Source organism: Pseudomonas sp. LjRoot277, assembly GCF_964253845.1.
GTDB lineage: Bacteria > Pseudomonadota > Gammaproteobacteria > Pseudomonadales > Pseudomonadaceae > Aquipseudomonas.
The window spans coordinates 860,633-876,240 of the sequence record NZ_CAXURI020000001.1; the positions used below are offsets into that span (position 1 = coordinate 860,633).

Consider the following 15,608-nt stretch of genomic DNA (forward strand, 5'->3'; position numbering starts at 1 on the left):
TTGGTTTTAACTTGGCGGATACGCCGTCAGCTGCGCCGGTCGACGATGTAGCGGGCCAGGTCGCGCAACGGCTCGGCCGCCGCGTCAAACGGTCGCAGCGCGTGCAAGGCTTGATCGCGCAGTTCCAGGGCGTAGGCCTTGGCAGCGTCGAGACCGAGCAGGGCCGGGTAGGTTGGCTTGTCGCGTGCGATGTCGGCGCCTTGGCGTTTGCCGAGGGTTTCGGTATCGCTTTCGACGTCGAGAATGTCGTCCTGCACCTGGAACGCCAGGCCGATGGCCTGTGCATAAGTCTGCAAAGACTTCAGTTCGTCTTTCTCGGCACGACCACTGGCCAGGGCGCCGAGTTTGACGCTGACCTCGATCAGCGCGCCGGTCTTGTGCCGGTGCATGTATTCGAGGGCCTTTTGATCGAGCTTCAGACCGACCGAACCGAGGTCGATGGCCTGACCGCCGACCATGCCGGCCGGGCCCGCGGCCAATGCGAGAGCGCTGACCATTTGCAGGCGGATTTCAGCGTCAGAGTTGCTCAGGCGAGGGTCGAGCAGGGCGCTGAAGGCCAGGCTCTGCAAGCCGTCACCGGCCAGAATCGCGCAGGCTTCATCGAATTTTTTGTGAGTGGTCGGCTGGCCACGACGCAGATCGTCGTCGTCCATGGCCGGCAAATCGTCATGCACCAGGGAATAAGCGTGTATCAGCTCCACCGCGCACGCCGCGCCGTTGGCTTGCTCGGCCTTGCCGCCCAGCGCTTCGCACGCGGCGTAGGCCAGCAGCGGGCGAACCCGTTTGCCGCCATTCATCACGCTGTAGCGCATGGCCTCGTACAGACGCGCGAGCTCAGGGCTCGGCGCGTTGAACAGGGTTTCCAGTGCAGCGTTGACGCGGGCCTGGCTGGTCGCCGAATACGCTGCAATCATTCTGGCTGATCCGCGTCGAAGGGTTCCTCGGCCAGCTCGCCATCACGCTCGAGCAGCACTTGAACCTTTTGCTCGGCCTGGGCCAGCGCCGCCTGGCAATCGCGGGTCAGACCGATGCCTTGCTCGAAAGCCGTCAGCGAGTCTTCCAGCGACAATTCGCCGTTCTCCAGACGCTCCACCAGCGTTTGCAGGTCAGCGAGAGATTGTTCGAAATCCAGTGCAGCTTTTTTGCGGGCCATGGCGGCTATTTCCGGTTGACGTTAAACCGGCGCGACACTAGCAGACATGGGGGTTATGGGCAAATGGGCCGGGTGTTTCGGCCATTGTGTTTCGGGGCGAACGCGGTTTCTGTGGCGAGGGAGCTTGCTCCCGCTGGGGCGCGAAGCGTCCCTAAACCAGACGCCGCATTTCGTTAAAATTCTCATATTCGGCGGTTTGCGACTGCTTCGCCCGAGCGCGGACCGGCCGGCGGGAGCAAGCTCCCTCGCCACAAAGGGATGTCGCGTCTGAAAGTGATGGGGATTATTCGGCTCACTTTATGAGCCGAATAACCTCGCTATTCGGCTCACGCCCAACAATCACCGTGATTCCTGCCGCAAATATAGATGTATCCGATTGTTAAAAAACCGCCGAATGGCTAATCTTCGCGCCTTCTACGACCCGATAGTCATGGGTCTTTCTGACGAAACGCAGTTTTTGGATCTGTAACGCGCCGAGGATCGGGCGCAAGGTTTCGTTATGCATGGCAGGAGGCGTCACATGCGTTCATTTCTTCTATTGCTGATGGGGCTCGTCTGCGCGACCGCGGCGTTGGCCGAGCCTTCGGCCGAGGTGTCGGAACCGGTGGGTGGCTGGCGTTATTCCGGCCTGCTGGACCGCAGTGAACATCCTCAAGTCGCTTATCCCACGCCACCCATTGATCGCGGTGTGCAGCGCAATCGCACCATGATCCAGGGCCAACTCAAGGCCATCGGCACTCAGCGAGGGCCGCACACCCTGGCCGTCAACGGCAATCCGCTGAATCTGTACACCGACGACCAGGGACGTTTCGCCCGGCCGTATGCATTTGGCGCCGGCTCCAACAGCGTCGAAGTGCGCAGCTCCGAAGGCAAATCGCTCAAGCGCGTTCAATTCTATGAAGCCAACAACCTGCGTACCCCGGCGCGGATTCGCGTGGTGCTGGGTTGGGATGACCCGAAAGCCGAACTCGACCTGCACATCATTACCCCCGACGGCCAGCACGCGTTCTGGGCTCGCCCGGCGATGAGCAACGGCGGCGGTCTGGATCCGGACGGCGTCGATGGCCCCGGCCCGGAAATGTTCACCATGACCGCGCCGATGCATGGCACCTATCTGGTTTACGTGAACTATTGGGGCAACTTCGGCAGTGGCGGCTATAACTTCGATGAGACCAGCAACCAGAACGAGGTGATCACCTCGCAGATCAACCTGGTGCTCAACGAAAACACCGTCGACGAAAAACGCGAGACCTTCATCGTGCCCCTGCGGGCCATCGGTGACCTGCTGCTGGTCAAGACTTTCAACTATTAAGCATCCCGCTCCACGGATGACATCGGGTTTTGTGAACATGAGCGATAACACTGTTTCTCCGGCCGCTGACGCACCGGCTGCCAAACCTTCCCGGCGCTGGCCAGCCGTCCTGATCGGGCTGTGCCTGGTGGTCGGCGTTGCGGCCGGGTTGGGCTGGTTCATGCACAAACCCAAGGCGCCCCCGGCGGCGTTGGTCAGCGACAAACTGGGCATGAGCCGGCCGGACGGTCTGCTCGAAACCCATTCCTTGAGCCAGTTGCCCAAGGACTTGCTGGCGGTGCCGTTCCTCAAGGAAACCCTGACCGAAGATTTCGTCTTCTATTACGAAGCGCATGCCGATCGCCTCGGCTTGATCGGCAGTCTGCGGCGGATTATTTACGAACATGACCTGAAGTTGCAGGACAGTTTGATCGAGCAGCTCTTCGATCAACCGGCAGACGTGGCGTTGTGGCGTGGGGCGGATGGTCGCCTGAAAGACTTTTTGCTGGTGATGGATCGCGGTGGGCTGGCCAAGGTGCTGGAGCCTTTGGCCAAAGTCGCGCTGGATGATTCGCAGTTGACCAAGCTCGGTGACGTGAAAGTCGGCGCTGACGATGTGGCGCTCTATCAACTCAACTACAACGCCAGCAAAGCCCTGGTGTTCGCCTCCCACGGCGACAAACTGGTGGTGCTGTCGAACCCGACCAAACTCTACGATGCGGAAAGCGGCTCATCGGAAGAGCCAGGGAGCGTTTCGACCAAGGCCATCGCCGCGTTGCTCAATGGCGACAAACTGTTCCCCGAAGCCTTTGGTCTGCCACCGCGCGCGCCTGAAGTAAAACAACGCCTCTCGGTGAACTCCAGCGTCCTGGCCATGGGTTATCAGCGTTTCATCCCGAACTTCGCCGGCCTGCGCTTCGACATGGACGACAAGGGCTGGCACAGCTTCCTCGCCATGGACGAACTGGACGACCAGCCGGACTTCGATTTCAAACCGATCTGGCAAGCCATGCCCATGGGCGCCAGTGCCTGTGTCGCCTTGCCGCTCGCCGCCGAGCAGCAAAAACCATTGCTGGTAAAACTCGGCGCCGAAGAGTCTGTGGCCCAGGCCCTGACCGAACACATGGCCGGTGCCGCCGGCCTGTGCTGGTACGCCGATTCGCGGTTGTACACGCCGTTGCTGGTGGCCAGCCTGAACGATGATGACAGCGCCAAACTCGACGGCGACCTGGGCAACCTGTTCAGCTCGATGGTCGGTGCCTACGAAGGCAACGTCGAAGAGCACGCATTCCCGGTGGTCGAGAAACAGGAAGGCCCAACCCGCCAATGGCAGCGTCAGGTCAGCTCTAACTTCGGCCCTTACAAGGCCAAAGACGCCGAGCAACCGGACGTGATCACCGGCAAGGCGTTCATGAAAGTCAGCCTGGCGCGTCACGGCTCGACGCTGCTGTTCTCCCTCGACGACAAGCTGGTGGACAAGGCCCTCGGGACTCTCGACAAACGCTTCCCGCCGATGGCCGACGTGGTACCAAAAGACCTGCTGATGCCGGTCTACTTCGGCCCGGATTCCATGGCGCAACTGATGCAACAGGAAACCCTCGACAGCCTGCCGCAGGACATGGAGCCGGTGTTCTACAACGCCGCGCAAACCTACCTGATCCCGAAACTGCGCAAGCTTGGCGGTTATGGCAAGTACGCCCTGACCTTGCCCGAAGGCAGCGAACCCGACGGCCACTGGCAATGGCTGCCGCTGGAATGGAAAGCCCTGTGACAGCACTTATCCGAGGCCTCGGCTTGCTGGCGTTGCTGCTGGGCACCCGGGCATTTGCCACTGAGGCGCCGACGCTGGACGTGCAGCAATCCCAGGTATTTCGTGCCTGGTTCGTGCGCATCGCCCAGGAACAACTGACCCAAGGCCCGAGCCCGCGCTGGTATCAGCAGGACTGCGCGGGCCTGGTGCGTTTCGCCGCCAACGAAGCGCTGAAAGTCCATGACGATAAATGGCTGCGCAGCAATGGCCTGTCCAACCGCTACCTGCCGCCAGAGCTGCAACTGAGCGAGGCCCAGCGCGGCCTCGCCCAGCAATGGCAGCAGGGCGGCGGCAAGGTCGGGCCGTACGTCAACGCGATCAAACTGATTCAGTTCAACAGCCATCTGGTCGGCCGAGACGTGGCGCAAGCCCGGCCCGGTGACCTGATGTTTTTCGATCAGGGCGACGACCAGCACCTGATGATCTGGATGGGTCGCTACATCGCCTATCACACCGGCACCACCACCCCGACTGACAACGGCATGCGCTCCGCAAGCCTGCAGCAACTCATGACATGGAAGGACACCCGATGGATACCCGACGCAGCCAACCCCAACTTCATCGGCGTCTATCGACTGAACTTTCTCTCCCAATGATCGGTGCCCGCATGCTGCGTTTACTGCCTCTGCTGTTGGTCTTGGTGCTGCCTTTTTCGGCGGTCAACGCCGAAGACACCGTCGAGCCAAGCGGCTACACGCCGGTAGCCGGTGAAAGCTTTTTCCTGCTGGCCGACAGTAGTTTTGCCAGCGACGAACAGGCGATGGTTCGCCTCGAAGCACCGGGCCGCGATTATCGTCGGTTCCGCATGGAGCCTTACGGCGGTGCCGACATTCGCGTGTACCGCATCGACAAACCGCTGGATTTCCTCAAGCGTCAGAAGAACCTGCACCGGGTGGTCAGCGACGGCCAGTTCAAGGGCGAAGGCCTGTCGAACACCCTCGCTTACCTGTGGGACAACTGGTACCGCAAATCCCGTCGCGTGATGCAGCGAGCGTTCTCCTACGAATCGCGCAAGCAAGTCACCGAGGAAGTGCCAGAGCTGAAGATGGGCGCCGCGATGGTCGCGCCAACGCCTTACGACGCTCAGCCGCAATTCGCGCTGATTCCGGGCTTGCCGGTGGTCAGCCAATTCCGCTATCCGCTATGGCAAGCCAAACCGATCCAGCCGCCGGAAGGCGTGAACCTGGCCGGCTCTTCCAGCGAATTCGTCAGCGTTGCGCCGGGTAACGTTTACATCCCTTTGGGCAACCTGAAACCGGGTCTGTACCTGGTGGAAGCGCTGATCGGCAAGTACCGTGCGACCACCATGGTCTTCGTGTCCAACACCGTGGCCGTGAGCAAGATTGCCGGTGATGAATTGCTGGTGTGGGCCGCGCGAAAACACCAAGGCAGTTCGGTGCCGAAGGTGAATGTGCTGTGGACCGATGGCCTCGGCGTGATGAGCAGTGGCGCCACCGATGCCGATGGTTTGCTGCGTTTGAAACACGTCAGCCCCGAACGTTCGTTCGTGATCGGCGAGGACGAAGAGGGCGGGGTGTTTGTCTCCGAAAACTTCTATTACGACAGCGAAATCTACGACACCAAACTCTATGCCTTCACCGACCGGCCGCTGTACCGGCCGGGGGATTGGGTCTCGCTGAAAATCGTCGGTCGTGAGTTCAAGAACGCCCGTGACTCGGTGCTGCCGACGGCAGCTGACGTCAATGTCACCGTGCTCGATGCCACCGGCACGGCGCTGCAATCACTGGCGTTGAAACTCGATTCCAAGGCGGGCACTCAAGGTCGGTTCCAGTTGCCGGACAACGCTGTGGCCGGCGGTTACGAGCTGCGTTTCAGGTACAAGGATCAGGCCTACAGCAGCGCCTTCCGTGTCGCCGAATACATCAAGCCGCACTTCGAGATTTCCCTGAACCTGGCCAAGCAGGATTACCGCACCGGCGAACCCGTGAAGGGCAGCCTCGTGCTGCTGTACCCGGACGGTAAACCGGTGGCCAACGCCAAGTTGAGCCTGAGCCTGCGCGCCCAACAACTGTCGATGGTCGACAACGAACTGCAATACCTCGGGCAATTCCCGGTTGAGTTGACCAGCACCGAACTGACCACCGATTCCAAGGGCAACGCGACGCTGGATCTGCCGGCTGCCGAGAAGCCGAGTCGCTACATGCTCACCGTGTTCGCCAGCGATGGCGCGGCGTATCGGGTCAAGACCACCAAGGAAATCCTCATCGACCGCGGCGCGGCGAGTTTCAGTCTGCGGGCGCCGCAGCGTTTCAGCGCGGTGGGCGACAAGGTTGTGTTCAGTTACTTGAACGAAGGCGGCAGCGAGCAAAGCAAAGCGGTCACGCCGAGCAGCTACAGTTGGGTGCGCCTGGAAGACCAGAGCACCGGCGAGGGCAAGCTCGCCGCGAAAGACAAAGGTTTCACCTTGGCCTTCGACCGTCCGGGGACTTACAACCTGACGTTGAAGGATGACCATGGCCGCGTGGTGGGTGCCACCGGGCATTCGGTCACTGGCGACGGCGTCAAAGCCGTGCCGGGCACCGTGGAAATCGTCCTCGATAAACCCGAGTACAAGGCCGGCGACGAAGCCCTCGCATTGATCACGTTCCCTGAACCGATCACCGATGCACTGCTGTCGTTGGAGCGCGACAAGGTCGAGGCCACAGCGCTGCTGTCCAAGGGCGGCGACTGGCTGAAGATGGAAAAACTCAGCGAAACCCAATACCGCGCGCGGATCCCGGTGAAGGACAATTTTGCGCCGAACCTGACGTTCTCGGTGCTTTACACCAAGGGCGGTCAGTACAGCTTCCAGAACGCCGGCATCAAGGTGATCGCGCCGCAAATCGACGTGGCCATCGCCACCGACAAAGAGTCGTATCAGCCGGGCGATACCGTGTCGGTGGACTTGACCACGCAATTCGCCGGCAAGCCTGTTCCCGCGCACCTGACGGTCAGCGTGGTGGACGAAATGGTCTACGCGTTGCAACCGGAAGTCGCGCCGACCATCGACCAGTTTTTCTACCACCCGCGCCGCAACAACGTGCGCACCAGCGCCAGTCTGTCGTTCATCAGCTACGACGTGGCATTGCCGGGCAGCCCTGGCGCGCCGGGCAAAGCCAACCGTAGCGAGCGGGGCGTGAAAGTGCTGGAGCGGCCGCGTCGTGAAGACGTCGACACTGCCGCGTGGCAGCCGGAATTGCTCACCGACGCCAACGGCAAAACCCGTTTCACCTTCAAGATGCCGGACTCGCTGACCCGCTGGCGCATCACCGCCCGGGCCATCGCCGATGACGGTCAGGTCGGGCAGAAAAAGCAATTCGTACGCTCGGAAAAACCGCTGTACCTGAAGTGGAGCGGGCCAACCAAATTCCGCACAGGCGACAAACCTGATCTGGGTGTGTTCGCTTTCAGTCAGGCCGAGAAACCGGTCAAGGCTGAGCTGGTGATTCATTACGCTGGCGCCGAACAACGCGTCCCCGTGACGCTGAACAACGGCATCAACTACATCGCGCTGCCAGCGTTCGCGTTGGCCAGTGGCGAGTGGACAGCTGAGCTGGTGCAGGACGGCAAAACGGCTGATGCATTGGCTGTGCGGCTGACCGCGACCGGCGAAGGTTGGCAGGTGACTCAGAGCCAAAGCCTGGACGTGGCCAGCGGTGATACGCCGCTGACCTTGCCAGCGGACGCGACGGATATTCGCCTGCGTCTGGACGACAGTCCACAAGCGCTGTTCCGCTCGGCACTCGACGATCTGTTGAGTTATCCGTACGGCGGCGTCGAACAAACGGCCAGTCGTTTGCTGCCGCTGAGCATCGCGTATCCGACCTTGTCGTCGAACCCACAGATCCGTGATCGCTTGCGCCTGATCATGCAGAACAGCCGTCTACGCCTGGTGCAAATGGCCGGGCCTTCGGCGAGCTTCACCTGGTGGGGCATGGACGGTGAGCCGGATGCATTCCTCACGGCTTACGCTTACTACGCCGACTGGCACGCCAGTAAAGTGCTGGAGTTGAGCCTGCCGCCGGAGCATTGGCAGCGGGTGCTGGAGGTTTATTCGAAGCAGGCCAAAAACACACCGCTGTTGCAGCGCGCGCTGATTCTGTCGTTCGCCAAGCAGATGCAATTGCCGGTGAATACCTTGCTCAGCGGTTTGATGGATGATCTGGCGAAAGCGGGCGAGGGCAATGCGGCGAACCTGATGGACGATGGCGAAGACAGCATCGTCATGAGCGATCCGGATTCGGCGCTCGGTCTGGCTGCTGCTCGTGCGTTGACAGCCTCGTTGGCTAAGCAATCGAAGGTGACTCTGCCGGACGCATTCAGTCGTCAATTGCCAGACGCGCAACAACGATTGGCGGTCAGTTCGCAGCCGTTTGCTGAAGCCTTGAACCTGTCGCTGCAAGCCTTTGATCAGGCTCACGCGGTAGCGTTGTTGCAGCGTTTGCTGCCACAGCAATCGACCCTGGAACGTGCGTTGGCGCTGACCTGGTTGCAGCGCAGCATCGAGCAGGCATCGCCCACCATCGCACTGGCACCGGATGAAGGCTGGAAGAAAAAATACGGTGATACCGGGGAGACTTATTGGACGTGGCAGGGGGCTTCGCCAGTGCCAGCAGTGCTGTCGCTGACCGGTGCGCAAGAGCGTCCGTTGCGAGCGGCTTTGAGCTTCCAGACCAAGCAACCGCTGGTAGATCCGATGGCCGTGACCATCACCCGTCGCCTGTCGCGTCTGGTGCCGGGCGACGAAGCCTTCACCTTCAAACTGGAGGCGGTCGGCAACAAACCGTTGTCCAGCGACAGCCTGTATCTGGACGAAGTGATCATCACCAGCAAAGCGGCCAAACCGCTGCGCTACGGCATGCTCGAAGTGCCGCTGCCACCGGGCGCCGATGTCGAGCGCACCACGTGGGGCATCAAGCTGATGGGCAAGGCAGGGACCGAACCGTCCGCGTTGGAGAAAGCGCGTTTCGAGCCGGGACAAATGGCTTACGCGATTCCGGTCGACGCCTTGAGTGGCGAGTTGCGTCTGCGTCATCTGGTGCGCTTCTCGCAGAAAGGCCAGTTCAACCTGCCGCCGGTGCGTTTCACTCAGGTCTATGCGCCACAGCATCAGGCGCAAGAGCAAAAAACGGCGCTCGGCCAGGTCACGGTCAACTGACATGACCCGGCGTTTGCTCTGGTGGTGGCTGTGTCTGATTCCTGCGCTGGCGACAGCGCAGGAGGAGCCACTGCGGCTGGCTTTTAAAGGTGAGTTGCTGTCGTTGAGCCGGACTCAGGTGATCGCGCGCGAGCCGTTGCCTGCTGATGTGCAGACGCCGCTGGGCAGTGTGTGGAAGTTGTTTGTGTACGGCTGGCTGGTGGATACCAGCGCCCATGAGCCGGCTTACGAATGTCGCGGTCAGTCGAAAGAGGAAGTTTACTGCTGCACGGCGGGCGGCAAGATTGAGCGCGATCAGGCGTTGGTGAAGTCTTGCGGTTTGTATTTTGAACCGCAGCGGCTGGGCATTGCTCGCGCTGACTGGCGCACGTATTGGCAGGCGCGGCAGGCACCGGAGTGGTTACTGGATTTGGCTTCGTTACAGCCTTCCACGCGCGTGTCAGTGACTGAGTTGCTGCGAATGCTGGCCGTGATGCCGGCGCAGGATCAGGCGCGGCGGGTGTTGCTGGATGTGGTGTTGAATGCGGCTGACGGCCATGTCGTGGGCGAGCTCGGTGGCCGGTTGCGGGTGAAAACCTGGAGTTGGTTGGGGGATCAGGACCCTTCGTCGCGTCAGGGTGGTTTTGCCGGGTGGATGGCGGACGGTACGCCGATTTGGGCCGGTGGACGTGGGACCAGTCAAATGGTCTTGCGTAACTTCGGTGGGACGTTGGCTTCTGTGCTGCCGGTTGAGTGGCCTTTGGAGGCGGGACGATGTGTCGAGGTGGGGCAGTTTTCACGCTATCCCATCGGGCGCGTTCTGGCGGGGGATCGTGTTGTTGAATCCGGGCCTTTGCAGGGCGATTACCGCGTCGAATTCACCAACGGCAACCAACTCGATATCCACAGCGACGGCGAACTGTTTTTGCTGAAAGACAAACTGATCGCCCGTCTGGACCGCGAAGAGTACGTCGCCCGCGTCCTCCAGCGCGAAGCCAGATCCGAACCCGCCGAGGCCGCCAAAGCCCTGGCCATCGCGATCCGCACGTACCTGCTGCAAAACGCCACCCGCAACGGCAACTGCCTGAGCATCGACGACAGCAGCAGCCGACAACGCGTCGCGCCACGTCCAGCTACCGCCGAATCACGCAACATCGCCGCCTGGACCAGCGACCTGGTCCTCGCCGGCAGCACCGTCACCTACCACTCCGACCAGCCCGGCCCGGACAAGCTCTCCTGGCAGCAAGCCGTCGAACAAGCCAACGCTGGCCAACGCTACGACGCCATTCTGCTCCACGCCTACCCTCGCGCCAGCCTCAGCCGCTGGGACAATCCAGTCGCTTCCTGCGAAGCACTCCCCGCCGCGCAGGACTGGCTGCTGAACCAACGCCGCGGCTGGCGTCCGCGGTTGGAAAGCGAGGTTGGCTACAACGAAGTCAGCACCTTCGCCGTCTGCCGCCTGGCCTTCGGCCGCCCCTACGTCGACCGCGAACGCCAGCGCATCTACGTGCGCGGTGTGTTGTCGCTGCAAGACCGCCTCGACCTGACCCACGAATACCTGCACCTGGCCTTCGAAGCACACCCCAACGGCCAGGATGAAACCTACATCGAAGGGCTCGCCCGCCACCTCTTGCTGGAATAGGCCATGAAACTCCGTTATCCACAGGTCTTCCTGTTCCTCTGCTCCTTTTGCGTATGGCCGACGACGTTCGCCTCCGAAAGCGCCGCCAAACTCGACACCCCCGTTGGCGGCTGGCGCACTGGCGCGCCTGAAGGCGAAGGCGAAAGCTTTCGCCAGATCGTTAACTACCCGGCCTCTTCGGTGAACACCCCGGTCGGTCAAGCCAATACCGCCCGCATCACCGGGCAAATCAACGCGACGCCCAAGTCCGGTGAGCCGGGCCGGTTGATCGTCAACGGCGTCAGCATGCCACTGAAGATTGACCCCGCTGGTCGCTTTGATCGTCCGTTCTCATTCCCCAACGGCAGCAACAGCGTCGAAGTCCGCAGCCCCGATGGCCAGCAACGGCATCGCACGCAATTCCTGAACGCCAGCGGCGGGGCCACTCCGGCGAAGTTGCGGGTGCTACTGGCTTGGGACAGTGACGGCACCGACCTCGACTTGCACCTCATCACACCCGACGGCGCCCACATCTGGTACGGCGACCGCGTTGCTCCCAATGGCGCTGCGCTCGATGTTGACGTGACGACGGGCTATGGGCCGGAAATCTTCGCCATGCCGGCGCCGATCAAAGGCCAATACCTCGTTTATGTGAACTACTTTGGGGGCGGGTATCGCAGTGATGATGAGGGGCAGGAGGAGGCAGTTCAGCCGCTGACGACGGCGCAAGTCACGGTGATTACAGAGGAAGGGACGCCGAACGAGAAGATGGAAACGTTTCTGGTGCCGATGCGGGCGGTGGGGGAGTTGACGTTGGTTAAGGGGTTTAGTTATCCGTGAGGAAATAGCCTCAGCAGTGCTGAGACTATTAAATTGGTCAGCAGGTTGCTGACCAATTGCATGAATGGTGACGCTGACTCAAAAGGCAGGCATTAAAAAGCCGGCTTGTGGGCGGCTTCGTTGAATTATTAAGTATTTGATTTTAAAAGATATTTTTTTTGTATTTTATTCTGTCCCCCCATTTGTCCCCCCATGCTCGTCGTGCGTGTCAACTCCCTAGCTCATTCCTCGCATTCGTTCGAACTACAAAAGCAAGCTGGACACATGGGTTCCAGTTGATACGCGCATGCCTCTTTTTAATGCTGACGATCACAGCAGCTAAGCCTGAGCCTTCTGATCGTCTGATTCATTCTTGCACCCTTTGATCCTTAGCAAGCAATCATTAAGTCACGTAACATCACGTGATGTTACAGCTGCCAACCAGGTGATCTATGTCCGTAGGTACGAGTAATCGCGTTGTGATAGAGGTTGACCCTACTCACAAGCAGCAAATCTATGCCGCCCTCAAAGCGCGCGGGCTGACCATGCGTGAATGGTTTTTGCAGCAGGTGAATCGTGAGCTGTCCATCACGCAGCCAACCAAGCAACCCAGCGAATCAAATAGCAATTAAGACCGAATTCAGGGAGTTGAGCTGATGCTCAAGACAGTCAAGCAGGCATGCGTTTTTAACCCAATCATTCGAGACTACCGGATGAGTGAGGGCATAGAGAACCTTTCGGATTTGATTACGGATGCTGGCGATGGACGCGAGTTCTTTGCGCGCAATTTCATTACCAGCGGTATGGAGCAGCTTTTTCGTGAGGGGATGCTGCGTCTCGATGGTAAATCCGATCAAGCTGTTTTCGAGCTCGCCCAAGCAATGGGGGGCGGTAAAACGCACATGATGATCGCGCTGGGGCTTCTGGCTAAGCACCCGCACCTTCGTGAAGAGATCCTTCCTGCTGACCTTTCAGCCCGAATCGAAATGGGTGAAGTTCGTGTTGCTGCATTCAATGGTCGGAATAACCCAGAGAATTACATCTGGGGTGAAATTTCCGCGCAGCTAGGGGAAGAAGAGGCCGTTAAGCAGTACTGGATCAATGGTCCGCGTGCGGTTGATCAAGCAGGCTGGAAGAAGATCATCGGCGACAAGCCAACACTGATTATGCTGGATGAACTGCCGCCGTACCTAGAGAATGCCAGTACCACCAAACTTGGTGATGGCACACTGGCTACCGTGACAACGTACACCCTCAGTTGCCTTATGAGTGCCGCGTTGGAGTTGCCGCGTTGCTGTGTGGTGATCGCCAACCTGTCTGGCAGCTATGTGGCGCAGACCAAGGCCATTGCTGATGCGATTTCTAACTTGCAGCAGGAAGCCAGTCGCCAAGCAAGCACCATTACGCCGGTGCAGTTGGCAGGTAACGAGATTTACGAGATCCTTAAAAAACGCTTGATTTTGGAATTGCCGGATGAGTCCGTGATTGGTGAGGTCGCCGAAGAATATGCCCAGCGCATTAAGGCTGCTGCAGATGGTGGCTACATCGTAGCGACAAGTCTGGAACAGGTAGCTCAGCAAGTCACCGAAACCTATCCGTTCCATCCCTCGTTTAAACACCTGGTAGCCCTGTTCAAGGAAAACGAGGGCTTTCGACAGACTCGTGGTCTTATGCAGTTCGCCGCTCGACTGCTCAAGAGCGTTGATGAGCGTGAACTCGACGACGTTTACCTGATAGGCACTCAGCACCTGCGACTCAATGATGATTCCGTGCGTGAGGAGGTGGGTCGAATAGCCAACGCTTTACGCCCGGCGATGACTCACGATATTGCCGACGGTGGTCAAGCGATAGCAGAGGAAATCGACTCTAATATTGGTAGTGATGCAGCACAGCAGGTTGGATCACTGCTATTGGCAGCGTCTATGTCGCGCGCTGTCGGTGGCCGTATTGGCTTGACGGAAGCCGAAATCATCGAGTTCCTTGCTGCACCCAACCGCAAACCAGATGAGTTCAAGGTGGCTCTGGAAAAATTGCGTGAGCAGGCTTGGTATCTGCACCGAGAGGAAGAGCGTTTCTTCATCAAAGAAACGGAAAACCTCTCTCGCCAAATCGAACGTAATGCGCGTGACATTCCTCAAACGAAGATAGACCAGGCGCTGATAAATAAGCTTATTTCCGTACTGCAACCCGTGAGTAAGGCGGCTTACCAAGATGTGCAGGTACTGCCTCTGCTTGATGATCTGAAGCTGGGTGGTCCGCGTGTTCTGATCGTAGTACGGCCGGATGGGAAGCTGCCGCCGAGTGAACTGGTCAACTTTTTCGAGTTCCAGCAGGACAAAAACAACTTCATGGTCTTGTCGGGGCAGGACAGCTATCTCGCTGATGCGGTCGAGGAGCGTCTGCGTGATTTGTATGCCATTGAGGCAATTTGTAAGCGCTTGAAGGATGGGGACAGCCTGTTTGAAGAAGCTCGCGACCGTATGGAAGATGCTCAGCAGCGCTTCCATAAAGCTTTATCGGGTGCTTACAACCGTCTTTACTTTCCTGCCATTGATGAAATGACCGGTAATGCTCAACTAATGCAGGCTGCTATAGATAACGGCCTAAGCATGGGGCAGGGTAACAACTCTGCCGAGCATCAGATCGAGCAATTGCTGGCTAGTCCGCGCGCCAACTACAAGCTGATCCTCAATCTGTCAGAGGTGATTGGCGACTATTGGGCAATGGCTGAGAGCGACCTGTGGCCGGCAATAGACCGTCGTACACCCTGGAAAGACGTATTAATGCGGGCTAAGAGCAACGCTGCTTGGGCTTGGATGCCGGGCTCTAGCGGTATGGAAACCCTCAAAGCCGAAGCTCTGAAGCAGGGGCGGTGGAGGCAGGGCTCTGACGGCTATATTGAGAAAGGGCCGTTCCCTGCTGAGAAAACGACGGTAAACGTAACCCTGCAAACGTTAAATGAGTCCACCGGCGAATCCACACTAGCCATCATTCCGCGTAACGCTGGCCAGAGCCCATTAGTGCATTACGCAGCGACTGCCAAGGTCAGTGCTAGCGATGCTAGGGTCGAGGATTTGGACAACTTTACCACGAGCGCTGCGACGCTTTATTTTCTTGCCATCGACAGTGAAGGCCGGCATCTGACGGGCGAGCCACAGCGTTGGGTTGCCGATCTACGTGTCCGCCATCAAGTGCAGGCCATTGCCGACAAACGCATAGTTACCCTGTCCTGCTTACCAGCTGCTGAGATGCGCTACACACTCGATGGATCGAATCCGAAGGACGGTGAGCTGTACGTCGAGCCTTTCGCTATTGGCTCAGAGGCGGCCAGACTGATGGTCTATGCCAGCGCTGGGGAAACATCGCGTAACGCCGATTATCCGATCCCGGCGGCCAGCGACAAACAGGTGCAGATTGATGACGGTAAGCCGGCACGACTGGCGGAAACTAAGAAGGTTTCGCTGGATAGCACCGACAAAGTTTTTGGAGTGCTGAATAAATTCAAAGGCAGCACGAATACCAGATTTAAGGGCGTTCGGATTCAGATTGGTGAGGGAGAAAACACGGTCACCGTGCGCTTCCAGGAGCGAGAGGTGACTGCCGCAATATTGGAGGCTGCGATCAACGGCCTGCGTAAAGCGCTCGGTGACGATCAGGAAGTCGTGACAGTGCAGATTAGTAGTGGTGCTGTATTCGAAAATGGCTATGCCGCCAAGGAGTTCGCCCAGCTCAGCGGTATCGAGCTTCGCCCTGGCGATGTGATTCAGGAAGAATGAT

Annotated in this window: 10 protein-coding genes; 8 read left to right on the plus strand and 2 right to left on the minus strand. The window is 59.2% G+C overall.

The window, feature by feature from the left end; all coding sequences use genetic code 11:
• Positions 1 to 26 precede the first annotated feature (26 nt).
• Together ispA and ACSQ87_RS04135 are read right to left on the minus strand one after the other, a co-directional pair.
• The gene (gene ispA / locus ACSQ87_RS04130; RefSeq protein WP_095131404.1) at positions 27 to 914 is read right to left on the minus strand and encodes a (2E,6E)-farnesyl diphosphate synthase; all 888 of its coding nucleotides are present in this window, start codon (positions 912 to 914) and stop codon (positions 27 to 29) included.
• Positions 911 to 1,153 carry an exodeoxyribonuclease VII small subunit gene (locus tag ACSQ87_RS04135; protein ID WP_007894317.1) on the minus strand — a complete coding sequence of 81 codons (243 nt, stop codon included), beginning with the start codon at positions 1,151 to 1,153 and terminating at the stop codon, positions 911 to 913. The genes ispA and ACSQ87_RS04135 overlap by 4 nt, the downstream gene beginning before the upstream one ends.
• Positions 1,154 to 1,673: 520 nt before the next feature.
• On the opposite strand from ACSQ87_RS04135, the gene ACSQ87_RS04140 reads away from it, so the two are divergent.
• From ACSQ87_RS04140 to ACSQ87_RS04175, 8 genes are all read left to right on the plus strand, one after another.
• The gene (locus ACSQ87_RS04140; protein ID WP_223432932.1) at positions 1,674 to 2,465 is read left to right on the plus strand and encodes a YfaP family protein; all 792 of its coding nucleotides are present in this window, start codon (positions 1,674 to 1,676) and stop codon (positions 2,463 to 2,465) included.
• A 37-nt stretch (positions 2,466 to 2,502) separates the two neighbouring features.
• Positions 2,503 to 4,215, plus strand: coding sequence for a DUF2138 domain-containing protein (locus ACSQ87_RS04145; RefSeq protein ID WP_436273401.1), 1,713 nt, complete (start codon positions 2,503 to 2,505; stop codon positions 4,213 to 4,215).
• Positions 4,200 to 4,850, plus strand: a complete 651-nt coding sequence (locus ACSQ87_RS04150) for a DUF1175 domain-containing protein (protein ID WP_436273402.1) — start codon at positions 4,200 to 4,202, stop codon at positions 4,848 to 4,850. Before ACSQ87_RS04145 ends, ACSQ87_RS04150 begins: the two co-directional genes overlap by 16 nt.
• Positions 4,847 to 9,412, plus strand: a complete 4,566-nt coding sequence (locus tag ACSQ87_RS04155) for an alpha-2-macroglobulin family protein (protein WP_436275076.1) — start codon at positions 4,847 to 4,849, stop codon at positions 9,410 to 9,412. Before ACSQ87_RS04150 ends, ACSQ87_RS04155 begins: the two co-directional genes overlap by 4 nt.
• Before the next feature lies 1 nt (position 9,413).
• Positions 9,414 to 11,033, plus strand: a complete 1,620-nt coding sequence (locus ACSQ87_RS04160; protein WP_436273403.1) for a DUF2300 domain-containing protein — start codon at positions 9,414 to 9,416, stop codon at positions 11,031 to 11,033.
• A 3-nt stretch (positions 11,034 to 11,036) separates the two neighbouring features.
• The gene (locus tag ACSQ87_RS04165) at positions 11,037 to 11,852 is read left to right on the plus strand and encodes a YfaP family protein (RefSeq protein ID WP_436273404.1); all 816 of its coding nucleotides are present in this window, start codon (positions 11,037 to 11,039) and stop codon (positions 11,850 to 11,852) included.
• 431 nt (positions 11,853 to 12,283) lie between these two features.
• Entirely contained in the window at positions 12,284 to 12,463 is a 180-nt protein-coding gene (locus ACSQ87_RS04170) for a hypothetical protein (protein WP_436273405.1), read from the plus strand.
• Between the two features lie 24 nt (positions 12,464 to 12,487).
• A complete protein-coding gene (locus ACSQ87_RS04175; RefSeq protein WP_436273406.1) occupies positions 12,488 to 15,607 on the plus strand; it encodes an anti-phage-associated DUF499 domain-containing protein in 3,120 nt (1,039 codons plus the stop codon).
• Position 15,608: the final 1 nt, after the last annotated feature.